General features: G+C 38.1%; 20 protein-coding genes. 12 read left to right on the plus strand and 8 right to left on the minus strand.

Features of this window, described 5'->3' with window-relative positions; translation table 11 throughout:
• Positions 1-4: 4 nt before the first annotated feature.
• From AADH04_RS03755 to AADH04_RS03765, 3 genes are read right to left on the minus strand one after another with little or no spacing between them, the layout of a single operon-like run.
• On the minus strand, positions 5-748 hold the full coding sequence (locus AADH04_RS03755; protein ID WP_434778912.1) for a carboxymuconolactone decarboxylase family protein: 744 nt from the start codon (positions 746-748) through the stop codon (positions 5-7).
• A 28-nt stretch (positions 749-776) separates the two neighbouring features.
• Positions 777-1,253, minus strand: coding sequence for a (R)-mandelonitrile lyase (locus AADH04_RS03760; RefSeq protein ID WP_434778913.1), 477 nt, complete (start codon positions 1,251-1,253; stop codon positions 777-779).
• 22 nt (positions 1,254-1,275) lie between these two features.
• Positions 1,276-1,677 (minus strand): (R)-mandelonitrile lyase, encoded by a 402-nt coding sequence (locus AADH04_RS03765; RefSeq protein WP_434778914.1) that lies wholly within the window; start codon positions 1,675-1,677, stop codon positions 1,276-1,278.
• Between the two features lie 118 nt (positions 1,678-1,795).
• Here AADH04_RS03765 and AADH04_RS03770 point away from each other — a divergent pair, with 118 nt between their 5' ends.
• The 6 genes from AADH04_RS03770 to arsB all read left to right on the plus strand — a co-directional run bounded on the left by AADH04_RS03770 (position 1,796) and on the right by arsB (position 7,104).
• A complete protein-coding gene (locus AADH04_RS03770; RefSeq protein WP_434778915.1) occupies positions 1,796-2,689 on the plus strand; it encodes a LysR family transcriptional regulator in 894 nt (297 codons plus the stop codon).
• Positions 2,690-2,735: 46 nt separating this feature from the next.
• Positions 2,736-3,251: a YcxB family protein gene (locus AADH04_RS03775; protein ID WP_434778916.1), complete on the plus strand. Its 516-nt coding sequence runs from the start codon at positions 2,736-2,738 to the stop codon at positions 3,249-3,251.
• A 147-nt stretch (positions 3,252-3,398) separates the two neighbouring features.
• Positions 3,399-3,707, plus strand: a complete 309-nt coding sequence (locus AADH04_RS03780; RefSeq protein WP_434778917.1) for an ArsR/SmtB family transcription factor — start codon at positions 3,399-3,401, stop codon at positions 3,705-3,707.
• Positions 3,708-3,816: 109 nt separating this feature from the next.
• Positions 3,817-4,176, plus strand: a complete 360-nt coding sequence (gene arsD / locus AADH04_RS03785; RefSeq protein WP_434778918.1) for an arsenite efflux transporter metallochaperone ArsD — start codon at positions 3,817-3,819, stop codon at positions 4,174-4,176.
• A 61-nt stretch (positions 4,177-4,237) separates the two neighbouring features.
• A complete protein-coding gene (arsA, locus tag AADH04_RS03790) occupies positions 4,238-5,995 on the plus strand; it encodes an arsenical pump-driving ATPase (RefSeq protein ID WP_434778919.1) in 1,758 nt (585 codons plus the stop codon).
• Positions 5,996-6,048: 53 nt separating this feature from the next.
• Positions 6,049-7,104 (plus strand): ACR3 family arsenite efflux transporter, encoded by a 1,056-nt coding sequence (arsB, locus tag AADH04_RS03795; RefSeq protein WP_434778920.1) that lies wholly within the window; start codon positions 6,049-6,051, stop codon positions 7,102-7,104.
• An 83-nt stretch (positions 7,105-7,187) separates the two neighbouring features.
• Here arsB and AADH04_RS03800 read toward each other — a convergent pair whose 3' ends face one another.
• Together AADH04_RS03800 and AADH04_RS03805 are read right to left on the minus strand one after the other, a co-directional pair.
• Complete coding sequence (locus AADH04_RS03800) at positions 7,188-7,787, minus strand: MarR family winged helix-turn-helix transcriptional regulator (RefSeq protein WP_434778921.1); 600 nt, start codon at positions 7,785-7,787, stop codon at positions 7,188-7,190.
• Between the two features lie 206 nt (positions 7,788-7,993).
• A complete protein-coding gene (locus AADH04_RS03805; RefSeq protein WP_434778922.1) occupies positions 7,994-8,887 on the minus strand; it encodes a LysR family transcriptional regulator in 894 nt (297 codons plus the stop codon).
• A gap of 165 nt (positions 8,888-9,052) precedes the next feature.
• Here AADH04_RS03805 and AADH04_RS03810 point away from each other — a divergent pair, with 165 nt between their 5' ends.
• The gene (locus AADH04_RS03810) at positions 9,053-10,111 is read left to right on the plus strand and encodes an alkene reductase (protein ID WP_434778923.1); all 1,059 of its coding nucleotides are present in this window, start codon (positions 9,053-9,055) and stop codon (positions 10,109-10,111) included.
• Positions 10,112-10,248: 137 nt separating this feature from the next.
• On the opposite strand, the gene AADH04_RS03815 is transcribed toward AADH04_RS03810, so the two are convergent.
• Complete coding sequence (locus tag AADH04_RS03815) at positions 10,249-11,445, minus strand: NAD(P)/FAD-dependent oxidoreductase (protein ID WP_434778924.1); 1,197 nt, start codon at positions 11,443-11,445, stop codon at positions 10,249-10,251.
• Between the two features lie 197 nt (positions 11,446-11,642).
• Between AADH04_RS03815 and AADH04_RS03820 the strand changes: the two genes are divergently transcribed.
• The 3 genes from AADH04_RS03820 to AADH04_RS03830 are packed head-to-tail and all read left to right on the plus strand — an operon-like array spanning position 11,643 to position 13,592.
• Positions 11,643-12,152, plus strand: a complete 510-nt coding sequence (locus AADH04_RS03820; protein WP_434778925.1) for an RrF2 family transcriptional regulator — start codon at positions 11,643-11,645, stop codon at positions 12,150-12,152.
• Between the two features lie 27 nt (positions 12,153-12,179).
• Positions 12,180-12,791, plus strand: coding sequence for a Type 1 glutamine amidotransferase-like domain-containing protein (locus tag AADH04_RS03825; RefSeq protein WP_434778926.1), 612 nt, complete (start codon positions 12,180-12,182; stop codon positions 12,789-12,791).
• A 12-nt stretch (positions 12,792-12,803) separates the two neighbouring features.
• Positions 12,804-13,592, plus strand: coding sequence for a transglycosylase domain-containing protein (locus tag AADH04_RS03830; RefSeq protein ID WP_434778927.1), 789 nt, complete (start codon positions 12,804-12,806; stop codon positions 13,590-13,592).
• A gap of 38 nt (positions 13,593-13,630) precedes the next feature.
• Here the strand turns inward: AADH04_RS03830 and AADH04_RS03835 are convergent, their stop codons facing one another.
• Positions 13,631-14,092 (minus strand): MarR family winged helix-turn-helix transcriptional regulator, encoded by a 462-nt coding sequence (locus AADH04_RS03835; protein WP_434778928.1) that lies wholly within the window; start codon positions 14,090-14,092, stop codon positions 13,631-13,633.
• A 66-nt stretch (positions 14,093-14,158) separates the two neighbouring features.
• Between AADH04_RS03835 and AADH04_RS03840 the strand changes: the two genes are divergently transcribed.
• On the plus strand, positions 14,159-14,620 hold the full coding sequence (locus AADH04_RS03840) for a carboxymuconolactone decarboxylase family protein (protein ID WP_434778929.1): 462 nt from the start codon (positions 14,159-14,161) through the stop codon (positions 14,618-14,620).
• 124 nt (positions 14,621-14,744) lie between these two features.
• Here the strand turns inward: AADH04_RS03840 and AADH04_RS03845 are convergent, their stop codons facing one another.
• Positions 14,745-15,629: a LysR family transcriptional regulator gene (locus AADH04_RS03845; RefSeq protein ID WP_434778930.1), complete on the minus strand. Its 885-nt coding sequence runs from the start codon at positions 15,627-15,629 to the stop codon at positions 14,745-14,747.
• A gap of 204 nt (positions 15,630-15,833) precedes the next feature.
• On the opposite strand from AADH04_RS03845, the gene AADH04_RS03850 reads away from it, so the two are divergent.
• Complete coding sequence (locus AADH04_RS03850) at positions 15,834-17,042, plus strand: MFS transporter (protein WP_434778931.1); 1,209 nt, start codon at positions 15,834-15,836, stop codon at positions 17,040-17,042.
• The last annotated feature ends 28 nt before the right edge of the window (positions 17,043-17,070 follow it).

Genomic DNA, 17,070 nt, shown 5'->3' on the forward strand with positions numbered 1-17,070 from the left:
GCGACTATTGTTGCCTTCTGCTGGCCAATACTTCATTGAATATTGCAGTGGCTATTTGTGCTTGCTTTGGATTAATTGATGTACCAACAACCTCTATTAAAGCCAACATTTGTGGCTGTGTAATGCCTACGTTCAACCCCATATTCATATGTGATTGCAACATTGGTTCAAGACCGGGCAAACTGGCTAAAGCGGCAATGGTTGCTAACTCACGTTCAGCATAGGTCAATAAGTCACTATCAAAAATATCGGCGAATAAATGCTCTTTTAAAAATGTTTCAACCTGTGGGTTAACTGCACCAATACCCCCGCTTTTACCTGGGTCTGTACCGTTAATTAATACTTCTAATGTTGCTTTACCCCGAGTATATTTATCGCGTGTATCATTTACTGGTGATGCAGCACGACCCTGTGTATCAACAATCCCTTGTGCTTTACGCTCATTAAGCACAGCGGTAAATGTATTGATCCCATTTAAACTACGTGGAAAACCACTATAAGCATACATTTGTGTCAACTCATCATTAATCTCGTTGATACTCATGCCTGCATCAAGCCCTGTATTAAGCGCCACTTTAAGTTGTGCTAAGTCACCTGATGCAGTCAATGCCGCAATTTTGACCATACTTTGTTGCCTTGCATTAAGTGCTGCTGTATTTTGTTGCATCGTTTGTGCTCCTACTATGTGACTTAAACTCATCATTGAAATTAAAATTGCCACAAAAACGTGCCATATTTTTTGATTCATGACTTATTCCTATTTAATAAATTAAACATTACTTTTTATATTGCTCATCGCTGACTTTTTCTAGCCAATGAACGTTTTGTCCATTTAGATCACCTGTAACGGTTAGATGAGTCATGGTTGAATTTGGTGTAGCACCATGCCAGTGTTTGACCCCAGGGGGGCAAATAATCACATCGCCCACATGAACTTCTTTAATTTCCCCTCCCCAAACTTGGGTCCAACCAACACCTTCTGTCACAACCAGTGTTTGACCTGCTGGATGGGTGTGCCATGCTGAACGTGCACCCGCATCAAATGTGACATAAGCACCAGATACATTAGTCGCTTGAGCAACAGGAAAAAGTGGTTGTACTTTGACACTACCTGTAAAAAACTCGGCAGGGCCTGTATAAGCAGCTTGAGAACCATTAGCTAACACAGTTTGTGTATTCACTGGTTCTGCTGCATATACAAGAGAACTGGCGAAAAATGCTGATAAAATAAGTGTAATTAAATGTTTTTTCATTGCTTCTCCTTATAAGTAAGTATTAAGCATGATGCTCATATTGTTCGTCACTGACATGTTCTAGCCAAGTCACCGTACTGCCATCTATTTGCTCTTGAATGGCAATATGGGTCATGGCAGTTGTTGGTGCAGCCCCATGCCAATGTTTTTCTCCTGCTGGAATCCAAACAATATCCCCAGGGTTAATCACTTGAATAGGCTCACCCCATAATTGAATACGACCTGAACCAGCGGTCACGATTAATGTTTGCCCTAATGGGTGGGTATGCCATGCTGTCCAAGCACCAGGCTCAAAGGTGACCACACCAGTTGTGACTCTGGCTTCCCCATCTGTTGTCGATGGAGAATCAATTCTGACTGTACCCGTAAAATAATCAGCAGCACCTTTTGTAGAAGGTTGAGAACCATTTCGATAAATGTTCATTTGCGTTGCTCCTTAATGTTTGTGCTCAATATCGCTTTTATATGATGTTAATTTAACAGATGTCGCCTTTAATCACTATACGGTATAATTCGATTAGATATATGAGGAAAATTCATCAATGATTCGTGAGAATATGAATGGGTTATTGGCCTTTATCACCATTGCCAAAGAGCTCAACTTTACCAAAGCGGCAGCAAAACTGGGGGTATCACAATCGGCATTAAGCCATACCATGAATGAGCTAGAAGAGCGTTTAGGTATACGGCTGTTAACACGAACAACACGTAAAGTGTCGCCAACAGAAGCAGGTGAGCGGCTTTTGCAAACCATTGCACCTCATTTTGAAGAAATTCAACATGAGCTGTCTGCCTTAAGTGAACTGCGTGATAAACCAGCAGGCACTATTCGTATTACAACCACAGAATTTGTGATCAATACGATACTTTGGCCTAAACTCACCTCATTTTTACAGCAGTATCCAGATATTCAGGTAGAACTGATTATTGACTACAGCATGACCGACATTGTTGAGCAACGTTTTGATGCAGGGGTAAGAATTGGCAAACACTTAGCAAATGGTATGATTTCTGTGCCAATTGGCCCAGACATGCGTATGGCCGTTGTGGGCAGCCCTGCTTATTTCGCCCAACACAAAAAGCCTATGGTACCACAAGATTTAACGACTCATTGCTGCATCAATTTACGTTTGCAAACTTATGGTGGTTTATATGCATGGGAATTTGAAAAAGAAGGACAAACCTTAAGTGTGCGTGTTAAAGGTCAAGTCGCATTTAACACCTCAACCCAAATGTTGATTGCTGCATTAGATGGTTTTGGGCTCGCTTATATTCCTGAAGAAATGGCAAAGCCTTATATTGAAAAAGGTGTGCTAATTAGGGTATTAGATGACTGGTGCCCACCTTTTTCGGGCTTTCATTTATATTACCCACATAGACGTAATGCATCCCCTGCCTTTACATTATTGGTTGATGCTTTAAGGTATCATGGGTAATAGGGTATGTTACAAGTAAATAAAAATAAATTTATTGGATCAAATAATGCAACCTTTAACAATAAATAACGCAGATTTAATTGCAATAAACAGATTAAATTGGCTCAGAAACTTTCGAGTCAACAAACGCAAATTGCTGTCCTTTGAGTTAGGATTTTTGATCCTATTTGGTGTGTTGATCAGCATTTATTATTTTTTGGCATTACCTATTGTCAATATTTTACTTTGTGGGCTGGTTTTACTGTTACTTCTGCCCATGATGATTGCTTTTAATTGGTTTGTATTTATTCCTATTTTGGCCAGTAAATACATTAACAGAAATAAAATACTGTCCAAACCCTATACTGTTCGCTGGGATGATACTTATCTCTATATTTCCAGTGAAGAAACAAAATCTCAATTGGCTTGGTCTGTTTTTTTTGACATGATTCAAAATGATGAATATATATTACTCTATTCACAAGATTACGTTTTTCAGGTTATTGCCAAACGTTTCTTTGACAGCACCAAAGAAATGAATGATTTTTTACGACGCGTACAAAAAGTTATAAATAAAAAATGATTCAAACTTTCTATTAAACACATATTAAGATCAACCATCTCATATTATCTTTGAACATATCTGATGATTGTATTAAAAAATACTACTTGGCTTTTTCTTATATTTGCACTATTATTTCAACTATATTTGAAATATCAAAATAAAAACATGAACACTCTTGAAGCCGCTAAATATTTTGAATGTCTATCCTCGCCTGTTCGACTAGACATTTTTAGTTTATTAATTCGTTATGGTTCTGATGGTTTGGTTGCAGGGCAAATAGCAACAGAATTAAATTTACCCGCCACTAATTTATCATTCCATTTAAAAGCATTAACCCATTGCCAGCTTATTTCGGTTGAACAAGAAGGTCGTTTTTTGCGTTACCGCGCCAATTTACCTTTGATGAAAGGTTTGGCCAATTTTTTAACTGAGCAGTGCTGTATTGCACAAAATAAAAATAAAGGCTGCGAGTAAATTTATGCTCTCCTATACTCTTTTATTCAGATTAACCAATAAGTTATAAAAATATTTAATGAACTAATTTTTTTGTAATCAATATTTCAATAGTTGATGGAGTAATGAAATGATATCAATCCAAGTATATGACCCTGCTTTATGTTGTAGCACTGGCGTATGTGGTACAGAAATTGATTCTGCATTGGTCACTTTTGCCGCAGATGCAGACTGGGCGAAAAAACAGGGCATCACAATAGAACGTTTTAATCTTTCTCAGCAACCATTGGCATTTGCTGAAAATGAAGTGGTTAAAAAATTTTTAGAACGCTCAGGTGCAGATGCTTTACCGCTTATTTTAATGGATGGTGACATTGCTTTAGCAGGGCGTTACCCAACCCGTAAAGAGTTGGCTCAATGGGCAAAAATTGAGCTAACCGAATCTGAAACAAAAACGGGCTGTTGCAGCAAAAGATCTAATTGCTGTTAATTTAATTTTGGCCAACAAAGGCCAAACCAGATAAATTATTAATAGATTAAAGGTGTTTAAGATGAATTTTTTAGCACATACCCCCTCTTTTGTCTTTTTTACAGGTAAAGGTGGTGTAGGCAAAACTTCTTTAGCTTGTGCAACGGCAATCAACTTAGCCAATCAAGGAAAACGAACTTTATTGGTCAGTACAGACCCAGCTTCAAATGTGGGTCAAGTATTTGAACAAACAATTGGCTCAACCATCACCCCTATTCACACAATGACCAATCTTAGTGCCATTGAACTTGATCCTCAAGCGGCAGCAGAACGGTATAGAAAACGCATTGTTGATCCTGTCAAAGGGCTATTACCTGACGATGTGGTTGCAGGTATTGAAGAACAACTGTCTGGCGCTTGCACCACCGAAATCGCGGCTTTTGACGAATTTACAGGCTTATTAACCAATCAAGCATTATTGGCTCAATTTGACCATATTGTTTTTGATACGGCACCAACTGGACACACTATTCGTATGCTGCAATTGCCTGGTGCATGGAGTGATTTTATTACAAAAAATCCAGAAGGCAGTTCTTGCTTAGGTCCATTAGCAGGCTTAGAAAAACAGCAAGAACAATACCAAAATGCGGTCAACACTTTAGCCAATGAACACCAAACTCGATTGGTGTTGGTTGCAAGAGCACAAAAAACGGCCTTACTTGAAGTGGCTCGCACCTATGAAGAGCTCACCACACTAGGCATTAATAACCAATTTTTGGTGATTAATGGTGTATTGGCTCAACAAGAAACACTTCATGACACATTGGCTCAAGCCATTTATATTCGGGAACAAACTGCAATTGAACAGATGCCACTTAAGCTTAAGCAACTGCCTACCGATTATTTAGCACTCAAAGCATTTAATTTAGTGGGCATTGAAGCATTAAGCCAATTATTTGATCAAACAACTGTGTCACAAATAAGGGTACATCATGAAAATCATGATTCTATGCCACAACTGCCTTCATTGGCTCAACTGCTCAAACAGTTAGAAGCTCAAGAGCATGGCTTAATTATGCTTATGGGTAAAGGCGGTGTGGGTAAGACAACACTTGCTACAGCAATAGCGGTACATCTGGCACAAAAAGGTTTGGATGTTCACCTGTCTACCTCTGACCCTGCGGCTCATTTAACCAATACACTGGATCAACAACTTGCCCATTTAACCGTCAGCCGCATTGACCCTAAAGAAGAAACCGAACGCTATCGCCAGCATGTTTTAGCAACGACAGGCAAAAACATGAGTGAACAAGACCGTTTGGTACTAGAAGAAGATTTAAGATCACCCTGTACGGAAGAGATTGCGGTATTCCAAGCGTTTTCACGTACGATTGCTCAAGCAGGAAAAAAAATAGTGGTTATGGATACAGCACCAACAGGGCATACTTTATTGCTATTGGATGCAACAGGTGCTTATCATAAAGAAGTCACCCGACAAATGGCTAAAAGCCAAAGCCACTTTACAACCCCTATGATGCGTCTACAAGACCCTGACTATACAAAAGTCATCATCACCACTTTAGCAGAAACAACGCCTGTGCTTGAAGCAGCACATTTACAAGATGACTTACGTCGTGCAGGTATTGAGCCTTGGGCATGGGTGATTAATAACAGTGTTGCCGCTTCTGATACACAATCGCCACTACTCCAACTGCGTGCTCAAGCTGAACTGCCACAAATCAACAAAGTGCTGAGCAGTTATGCAAAACAAGTGGCTATTGTACCTTTACAGGCACAAGAACCCATTGGCGTAGATGCGTTAACAAAATTAACCCGTTAATTGGCTAACACGCTGATTATTCGCTAATTAACCTATTTATAAAGGTTTGCAATATGAGCTGCCCCACAGACAAACCCAGAAAAAAACTTTCTTTTTTAGATCGTTATTTAACCTTATGGATTTTTGCAGCAATGGCCTTAGGCATTATTTTAGGATCAGTTTTTACTGATTTACCTAATCAACTTAATGCTTTATCTATTGGTTCGACCAATATACCCATTGCCATTGGTTTAATTTTAATGATGTATCCACCACTGGCAAAAGTACGTTATGAAGAGCTGCCCAATGTATTTACAGACAAGAAAATTCTGTTTCTTTCGTTGGTACAAAATTGGATTATTGGCCCCGCCCTGATGTTTATTTTAGCGGTCATTTTTTTAAGGGATTACCCCGAATACATGACAGGTGTAATTTTAATCGGGTTAGCAAGATGTATTGCTATGGTGCTGGTCTGGAATCAATTGGCAGAAGGTGACAACCAATATGTCGCTGCATTGGTTGCCTTTAATTCTATTTTTCAAATTTTATTTTTCAGTGTATTTGCTTGGTTTTATCTATCCTATTTACCTCCTTTATTTGGCTTAACGGGTAGTGTCATTAACGTCAGTTTTGGTACAGTAGCTGAGGCTGTATTGATTTACTTAGGTCTGCCATTTTTGGCAGGCTTTTTAACCCGCTATTTTTTACGCAAAGCAAAAGGCGACGATTGGTATCAACATTATTTTCTACCTAAAATCAGCCCAATCACTTTAATTGCTCTGCTGTTTACCATCGTAGCAATGTTCAGTTTAAAAGGTAACGAGGTGGTTAAATTACCTTTAGATGCCATTCGTATTGCCATTCCCCTAATTATTTATTTTTTCACCATGTTTATTCTAAGTTTTGTGATGGGTAAATTAGCTGGCGAAAACTATGCAAAAACAACCGCCATGTCGTTTACTGCGGCAAGTAATAATTTTGAATTGGCCATTGCTGTGGCTATTGTGGCGTTTGGTTTAGCATCGCCAGTAGCATTTGCAGCAGTAATTGGCCCATTGGTTGAAGTGCCCGTATTGATTTTATTGGTCAATGTCGCACTTTGGATTAAGAAAAAATACTTTCAGATATAATGTAAAGACCCCTGTTTGGCGGTTCTTTGCCATGAGCACAATGAATAGACAGCCTTAGACTATCTATTCATTAAATGCTAAGCTTATTCTTCATTACGATCTCTTCGCCCTCCTCGACTATGGCGTCTCATATCCATATGATGAAAATCATCTCGCGTATGTCTGCCCACATGGTTTTGTTCGTGTTCGTGCCTATGCTCATGTTCACCATTATTGTGTGCACGATGTTTTGTTACCTGATCTTCAAAAGAATGATTCACTTTTTGTAAAAGTTCTGCTAATTGCTCGCGCTCACTTTGTGACAATGTCGCAAACATGGTGCTTGCGCTGTCTTGCTTAACCGCTTTAATGGCTTTAACAGCCTCTGAACCTTGCTCAGTTAAGAAAATAACAATATTGCGTTTATCTTGCGCATCACGGTTACGTTCAATCAAGTGACGATGTTCTAATTTTCCTAATAGCTCACTCAAAGAAGCAGACCTTACATTTAATATTTCCAGCAGATCCCTTTGATTCATGGCATTATTATTGTTTTGTAAAATAGACAGCACACGCATTTGGGCATGTTCAGCATGACCTTTATGGTGACGTGCACGCATCATAAATTTAGCAGCTCGATGAAATAATGTAGCCAATACTTCGTCGTTTACTGCATCGGTATTGATTTGAGTATCTGTATCCATTTATGTCTCCTTATGGCTTTATATACTTTGTTTACTGGATTACCCATTATTGTTATCTATAGATTGACTTTATAAAAAGGTACCTTTTAAATATAATAAACACCCATATATTAATTGTCAATATAAAAAGGTACCTTGTTATAAAAAAGACAAAAAATTACTCAAAATATTAAACAATTAGAATAAGCATTCAACAAAACCAATACCTATTTAAGCTCATTGGAATGCCTCATGCGTTCTGTGATAAATTCTATAAACCGCTGAGTTTTTGCTGGAAGCAGTCTTGTTTCTGTCAGTGCATAGACAGACACAGGCTCTCCTTGCCATTGTGGCAATATACGACAAAGACGCCCCTCTTTAAGTTCTTGTGCAACCACTTCCTTTGGTAAAAGCACAATACCTTGATCAAGAGTGGCAAGGCGTTTGATCATACCAACATTATTAAGCACATACCGCCCACTGACTTGGGCTTCTATTTTCTCAGCCGTTTGAGCATGATGTAAATTCCATACTCCATATTTAGGAAACCCTAAACATTCATATAGCCCAAGTTCACGAGGGTGGGACGGTTCTCCTGAAACCTCAAGATATTTGGGTGAAGCATAAAGATAAACAGACAATTTTGCTAACTGACGGGCAATTAAGTTGGAATCTTTCTGCTCGCCCATGCGAATAGCCACATCAAATGGTTCTGAGACAAGGTCTACTCTGCGAGGTGTTAAATCAAACTCAAAAGTAATATTTGGATAAAGTTGGGCAAACTCAATCAGCAATGGTGCCATATAGTTAAGTGCAAAATCCACAGGTAAAGACGCACGCAATAAACCCGTGGGTTGTGCAAGCATATCCCCTAATTGCTCATGTGCAAGCCTTGCTTCCTCTACAATCCGCCGACAACGTTCATAATAAATTTGACCAGATTCGGTCAACTCTATTTTACGTGTTGTTCGATGTAATAATCTTAACCCTATTTCTTTTTCCAACATGCAGATTCGTCTGGAAAGGGTTGAATTGGGTACACCAGTAGCCTCCGAAGCTTTTCGAAAACTCATGGCTTTGACAACCTCAACATACAAAGCCATATCATTTAATAGTGCCACAGCATTGCTCCATTAATGGATTAATCTTTTCCATTTTACTATATTTATCTCATTTTATTATTATCATATGATGCACCCTATACATGAATGACCATTTATAAGGTTGTATAAGAGAACGAATACTTGCGTTATCTACGCAAAAAAAATACCAAAAAGGGCTTTAAAATGAATAAATTGTTTACACCAATCAAACTTGGACAAAATACACTATCAAACCGTCTAGCCATGGCACCGATGACTCGAAGCAGAGCACAATATGATGGCACACCTAGCGAAATGGCCAGTGAATACTATGCGCAACGCGCAAGTATTGGCCTAATCATTACGGAAGGCACCCAACCTTCTGATGATGGTCAAGGTTATATGATGACACCGGGTATTTATACTGATGCACATGTTGCAGGTTGGCAAAAAATCACTTCTACCATACATGATAAAAAAGGCCATGTATTTTTCCAACTGATGCATGCTGGCCGTATGTCTCACCCCGACAATACCCCGCACCATCGACAAGGTGTAGCACCTTCTGCCATTGCACCAGACACACAAATATTCACCCCTACTGGTATGCAGGATATTCCAACCCCACGATCCTTAACCGTTGAAGAAATCAAAAAAACTGTAGCTGATTTTCGTTTTGCTGCACGTAGAGCAATAGAAGCAGGTGCAGATGGGGTGGAAATCCATGGGGCAAACGCCTATTTGATTCAACAGTTTTTTGCACCTAGCGCCAATACCCGAACTGATCAATATGGCGGCTCTATCAAGAACAGGGCACGTTTTGCACTAGAAGTTGCATCAGCAATAGCCGAAGAAATTGGTGCAGATAAAACAGCCATTCGCTTTTCTCCTGGTGCTAAATTATGGGGTATTGACGAAGGAGAGGAAGGCCCTCAGCTTTATCGTTATTTAGTTGCAGAATTGAATAAACTACGATTAGCCTATATACACATTATGGATCAAGGCAATGAATCATTGTTACAAGATATTCGTCAACTATGGTCACAAGCATTGATTATTAATCGTCCAAATAAACCACGTGAGCAAATTGGGCAAGATGTTTCATCTGGCCTAGCAGATTTAGAAGCCTATGGACAAATGGTGCTGGCTAACCCTGACTTTGTCGAGCGTTTGCAATCTAATGCCCCAATGAATCAGGCAAATCCTAATGCATTTTTTGGCGGTACAGAACAAGGATATATTGATTACCCATTCTTAAAATAATAATATTAATGCGAAAAGAAAAGCTTTCTAAGCCATTAATAGGTCAAAAAATTTAAATCTTTTCTCACACGCCCAGCTACAGTATACGCTGTAGCTGGGCGTGTGAGAAAAGAAATAAGCTATTTAGCAAAAACATATTAAACAAAAGGAGCCAGAGGATCAGCTATTTTAAAGGCTTCCACCCGATCAGCTTTTGGTGGATAAATCAAATCATTGGTAATAGCTATTTTTATTTTTTTAGCATCTTGGCGAATACAATTCACGTTCTGTTCCCAACCTTCTGTAAAAACAGCTCCCCAAGCACCTAAATCAAGGCAAGTAACATAGTTTTCCTGCCTATAAGTCAAAGGCTCAATACCTAACAAACTGGCGGCAACATTATTCCCTGCAAATTTACCTAATGGGATAGCATGTTGACACGTCATTAACGCAATATTGCCTTTATTATCTGTTACAGCATGAGCCACATCACCAGTTGCATAAACATTGTCCTGCCCAACAACTTTTAAATGCTCATCAACAACTAACCTGCCTTGCTTATCTCGTGTGCCTACAATTTGAGCTGTTAATGTACTGGCTTGAACACCCACTGTCCAAATAACAGTTTTTGATTCAATAAATAGGCCATTTTTTAAATAAACACCTTGCTCATCAACATGATCAATACTTGAATTAAGTAACCATCTTACCCCTAATTCTTGCGAAGCTTGTTTAACTATAGCTTGCATTTGTACACTATAATTACTGCCAATACTGGAACCTCGATCAATAATCACCACATCGATATCACTCCCTAAAGTAGCTTTTAATCTTGCAGGCAACTCCATGGCCATTTCAATACCAGTAAAACCACCGCCACACACAACCACTGTATTTCTAGCTTGAGAAGCAGATAACAAAGCCAAATCTTGTAAATGTTTTTCTAAAATAATGGCTGATTCAAGTTGATCAAGGTTAAAAGTAAACTCTTTTACTCCAGGCACAAGGTCTTGCCTAACATGGCTACCACTTGCAAGAACCAAGCGATCATAATCAAGTATTGCTTGATTACCCTGTTGATCGCAGTAACCAACCTGTTTGTTGACGGTGTCTATTTTTTCGACTTTACCCTGAACAAAAACCACACCTGTTGTTTGATATAAAGGCGCTAATTGACTCACCATTTTATCTGCATTTGCTTCATACAATCTGGGGCGAACACATAGCTCAGGTTTAGGTGCCAATACCATGACTTCAATATTCTCCCTATTGTGTAAATCAACCAATCTTGCCGCACTTAAGGCTGACCACATACCAGCAAATCCAGAACCAATAATTAAAATTCTTTCTTTCATTTTTTCACTCTCATGTTGTTCATCATTTGCAAAATACTATATCAAAACATTTTAACTAAGACAATATTAATCCTAGTTAAAATAAAAATAAAAAATAACATAATGAATTTAAACAATTAAAAATTAAAAATAGCAGACTCTATTTATCCGAGATAGAATATTTGCTATGATCTTTCTGTGATCAATGGAGAATGAATATGGCTTTTTATAGTTCTGGTGTAGAATATGGTATTCATAGTTTGACTTGCATGATCGATGCAAAAGGCAACAAACGAGAAATGAGTGTACGAGAAATTGCACAATTACAAGGTGTGCCTTTTGATTATCTAGCCAAAATTTTCACAAAATTATCCAAAGCAGGTCTTGTGATCAGTGCTGAAGGTAAAGGTGGTGGCTTTCAACTTGCTCGCTCGCCAGAGTTGATTACTCTTTTAGATATCGCTCAAGCCATTGATGATAAAAAACCTATTTTCCAGTGCAAAGAAATCAGAGAACGTTTTGTTGTTTTTAATGATTCGCCCCCCAAATGGGCGTGCGCGGGCATTTGTGGCATCCATTCAGTCATGAAAACGGCACAAGAACGCATGGAAGAAGTCTTGGCACAATACTCTATTCTTGATATTTCACGCAGTATTTATGTCAAAGCACCAGCAAGCTTTGCTATTGAAATTGAAGAGTGGCTCAATAACAAAAGACAGCAAAGTTAACATCATTAAAGAAGGAGTATTGATTTTATGAACAAAATGTTTTTATCTTCATCTTTTGCAGATAGTGTTGAAATTTTTCAAAAATTTATCGGAAAAGACCTAGAAAATCGAACCGTCACCTTTATCCCTACAGCAAGTATTGTTGAAGAAATAACCTATTATATAGATGCTGCTAAAGAAGCTTTTAAAAATTTAGGTATGAAACTTGTTATATTAGATATTGCTGACACGACAAAAGAAGAAATCAAAAACACTATAGAAAAAAATGATTTTATCTATATTTCAGGAGGAAACTCTTTTTTCTTGCTGCAAGAGCTAAAAAAGAAACAGGTTGATGAAATCATTCTACAAGAAATAAACAAAGGAAAAGTTTATATAGGAGAGTCAGCAGGTTCAATTATTATGGCACCCAATATAGAATATATATCTGTACTTGATGACAAAGAAAAAGCCCCTGATCTATTATCTTATGAAGGTTTAAATGCACTCAGTAAGTACCCCTTACCACATTTAAATAACGAATATCTGGGCGAAGCAATTGAACAAATCATCCAGACTTATGGTGGCTCCCTCAATCTATTACCCATTACAGACATACAAGCCATTTTAGTTGAAAGCGATCAATTAACTATAGTTTAAAGAGCTGCCCACATGAAAAAAACGGTCAAAAAGCTGCTTAAACGGATACTCATCACCCTTTTAAGTTTAGTGGTACTTATCATCAGCATTTTAGGCATCATAATTATGAAGGCTTACTCTAAACTACCCCCAGTAGATGCACTTGCCACCTGTAGACCAAGAATTGATGGACTTGATCAAGAGTGGGTAAAGGAATTGGGTAAACAATACCAAACATGTACTAAAATAGAAGATTTTCCAGTCAATCTAAAAAATGCAGTAATTGCAGCAGAGGACAAACGATTTTATCAACATTCAGGCGTGGATATTATTAGTATAGGTCGTGGCATATTTGGTAATATAGCTAATAAACCTGTTGCTGGTACCAGTACCATTGCCCACCAAATTTCTCGACAGATCAATCTTACAGATAATAACACATCGAGGAGTCAATTTTATATGCTGTTATCAGCATATAAAATTGAACAAAATTTCTCAAAAGATGAAATTTTGGGCTTTTATTTAAACCAAGTGTATATGGGTAAAAAAGCCTATGGTTTTCCAATTGCTTCTCAAGTGTACTTTGGTAAAAATGTTTCTGAACTCACCTTAGCTCAATCAGCCATGTTGGCAAGCCTACCAAGGGGACCATCTGCTTTCAATCCTGTTGATAGGCCTAAAAGAGCCAGAGCTCGCCAAATGCTCGTTTTAGAAAATATGAAACAATTAGGATTTATTAATCAAACCCAATTTGATCAGGCAAAAAATGAAGTATTGGTATACAAAATAGCAAAAACAGAAAACAATGCACTCGGGCTTTAACAATCATGCTTTCTAGAATTGATGGCAACACGTTCTATTTAAGAGCCTTTTGCCACATTTACCAACCATTCCTTAATAAACTGTTCTGTACCTTTGGGCATGGTTTGGATCAGTTTGTTTTCCAACTCACTGACTACCCCCTCGCAAGTTTGAAGTTTTTCATACCCTAAAGAAGTAATACGTGTCTGCTTTTTTCTCCCATGATTAGGATCAGGTACACGTTCAATAAACTGTTCTTTTTCCAGATTTTTCAATATAACGGTAATAGTTTGTGGTGTTAACAACGATAAATGAGCTAAGTCTGCACCCGAAATATCAGGATAAGCCTTTAACATCGTTAAAATAACAAATTGAGGAAAAGTAACCCCAACTGAAGATAAAGCTTGCTCCATCTGGATTCTGTAACTTGAATAAGCTTGCCTAAATAAATAAGCTATATGCCCATCCTGACCTCTCTTACCCTCTCCAATAATAGGGATGTTAAATTTTTCTTGACTCATAATGTTCGAACTCTTATATTATAGCAAATATATACGAATTCTTATATTAACAACGAGGCAAACCCTATGCAAACATTTATCTCTGAACAAGACTTCTTTACTCATGCAACAGATGCAAAAAAAGCACTGCTTGATCTTGGTGCTGCTGTTAAACAATCTGGGTTAGATGATTCACTTTGCGAACTGGTCAAAATACGTGTTTCCCAAATCAATGGTTGCTCGTATTGTTTATCCATGCATTTAAATGTCGCCCATAAACTGAACATTGCACCAAGCAAATTAGATTTACTTCAAGTTTGGCGCGATACCGATTTATTCGATGCCAAAGAGCAAGCTGCATTAAATTGGGCCGAACATCTAACCCAAATGGCGCAAGTCGACATTACTGCTGCTGATTATGAACAATTGAACACACTATTTTCTGCGACAGAAATCATGTTTTTAACCAGTTGCATCGCCAATATTAATGCATGGAATCGAATTGCAGGTGGGCTAAAATTCAAACCTCATGTTCCTTCAGCAGGCTAAACTCAAAATACCAACACCTATCTTTATCATAAAAATAAACGCCTATTCAAATAAGCGTTTATTTTTAGGTTTAATAAAGGTACCTATAGTCATCTAAACAAGATGTTGACTATTATGCAAGCAATCAAACATGAGCAAACATCGATTTTAGCCGCTGCAAAAACAGTTCCGATGCTTTAGAAAACACCTGATACCTTTTCCACACAATATTAATATCAACCTCCAACACCGGACTCAGTGGTCGAAAACAAAGATTACTCAAACAGGTTGTATTCACCAGCCTATCCAAACATAAAGCATAACCTATGCCTTTTTCAACCATTAAAGAAGCATTAAAGATCAAATTATATGTAGCCACAATGTTCAACCTTTTATAGTCTCTTTTTATCCATTTCGAGATATTTTCATCCACATATTTTTGTTTTGAACCAATTAACGGCAAATCCCATAAATCTTCTGGACAAATAAATTTTCGTTCTGCTAATGGGCTATCTTTTCTCATCAATACACCCCATGTATCCTTTGCAGGTAATGTCAAAGATTCATACTTGGCCATATTAGCAGGCCCAATTAACACACCAAAGTCTAGTAAACCTTTATCTATACGCTCTGTAACATCATCCGCATTACCACTAAATAAATGAACATGAATTTGTGGAAAGTCATCTCTTAGTGTTTTGATGATCTCGGCAATCAGTTCCATAGCATAGGTTTCACCCCCACCAATATAAATATCACCACTAACAGCTTCTGTTGGGGCATGAAATTCAGCTTCTGTTTTTTGAACCAGTTCAAGTATTTCTTCTGCACGCTTACGTAGCCGTATCCCTTCATCGGTTAAAGTAATTTTTCGGCTGCCACGAATAAATAATTGCGTACCCAGCTTGTCTTCTAACTCACTGAGCTGACGAGATAAAGTTGGCTGTGTCAAATGCAAATACTGAGCCGCTGCTGTAACACTCTCTTCTTTTGCAAGTGCCAAAAAATAACGCAGTACCTTTATATCCATAATAGTTTACCTGAAACAAATAAAAGTTTGTCACAAAACCATGCTAAAAAAGCATGAAAAATCATAAAATATAAGTATTTTACATGAATAAAATACAAACTTATACTCAAGGATAACAAAATGATCACCCACATTTAAACAAACTCACCTTATGCGATTATTGAAACCACATAACACATAAGTAAAACAATCAAAGAGACCAGTATGCAAACAACAATGAACGCACCTTTAATAAAAAGTACACCGACCAAAGCATATTGGTCAGCGATTTTTTCATTGTTTATGGGGGTGACAAGTTTGATTGCAGCAGAGTTTATCCCTGTTAGCCTGTTAACGCCCATCGCACAAGACCTCAATATTACAGAAGGCATGGCAGGTCAAACCGTCACTGTTGTGGGTATTTTTGCTGTAATAGCCAGCTTAACGCTGTCACCTCTGACCAAAAACATGAATAGGCGATTCGTTCTATTAAGCTTATCGGTTTTACTGCTTATCTCAAATATACTGGTTGCTCTAGCCCCTAATTATGCGACTCTTCTGATCGGTCGCAGTATTTTAGGCTTGTGTGTTGGTGGATTCTGGTCTATGGCGTCCGCAGTAACTTTACAACTGGTACCAGCAAAAGATGTGCCTAGAGCATTGAGTATTGTCTATGCTGGCGTTTCAGTTGCCACCATTATTTCATTACCCTTAGCCAGTTATCTTGGTCATATAATTGGTTGGCGTAATGTCTTTTTCTTATCAGCATTATTAGGTTTGATTGCGCTTATTTGGCAGTTTTTTTCCTTGCCTTCATTATCGGTACAAGAAGGCAGCTCGTTCAAAAACATGTTCCAACTCATGAAACAAAACTGGGTATTAATGGGTATTGGCGCCACTATTTTCAGCTACGGTGGTTACCATATATTTTTCACCTATCTGAGACCATTTTTAGAACACAATCTTGCCTTGCAATCAAACATATTAGCCACCGTATTACTGGTTTTTGGTATCGCCAATTGTCTAGGCACTTTTATTGCGGGTTTTTTATTGGGTAAATTATTTAGGGCAACAATGGTGACCATACACCTTATGCTTTTAGTATTGGCCATTCTTTTATACATCAACAACGGCAACCTGACTGTCAACATGATACTGGTCATATTGTGGGGCTTTATATTTGGCTTTATCCCCGTTGGTTGGTCTACATGGATTACCCGTACCTTAGCAGATAAGGCTGAAATGGTTGGTGGGTTATCCGTTGCCGCCATTCAATTTTCTATTGGACTTGCTGCTGCCACGGGCGGGCTTATATTTGATCATTTTGGTACCCATGGCATTTTTCTTTGTGCCGCATTGATTTTTTTGTTTGCCATAGCGTTTATTAAAACGAGTTTTTCATTATTCGCCAAAGTAACAGGAAAGTTAGCCTAAAGTCACAAGGCTCTTGTAAGAGCAAAAT

The organism is Neisseria sp. Ec49-e6-T10, assembly GCF_051132615.1.
Taxonomy (GTDB): Bacteria; Pseudomonadota; Gammaproteobacteria; order Burkholderiales; family Neisseriaceae.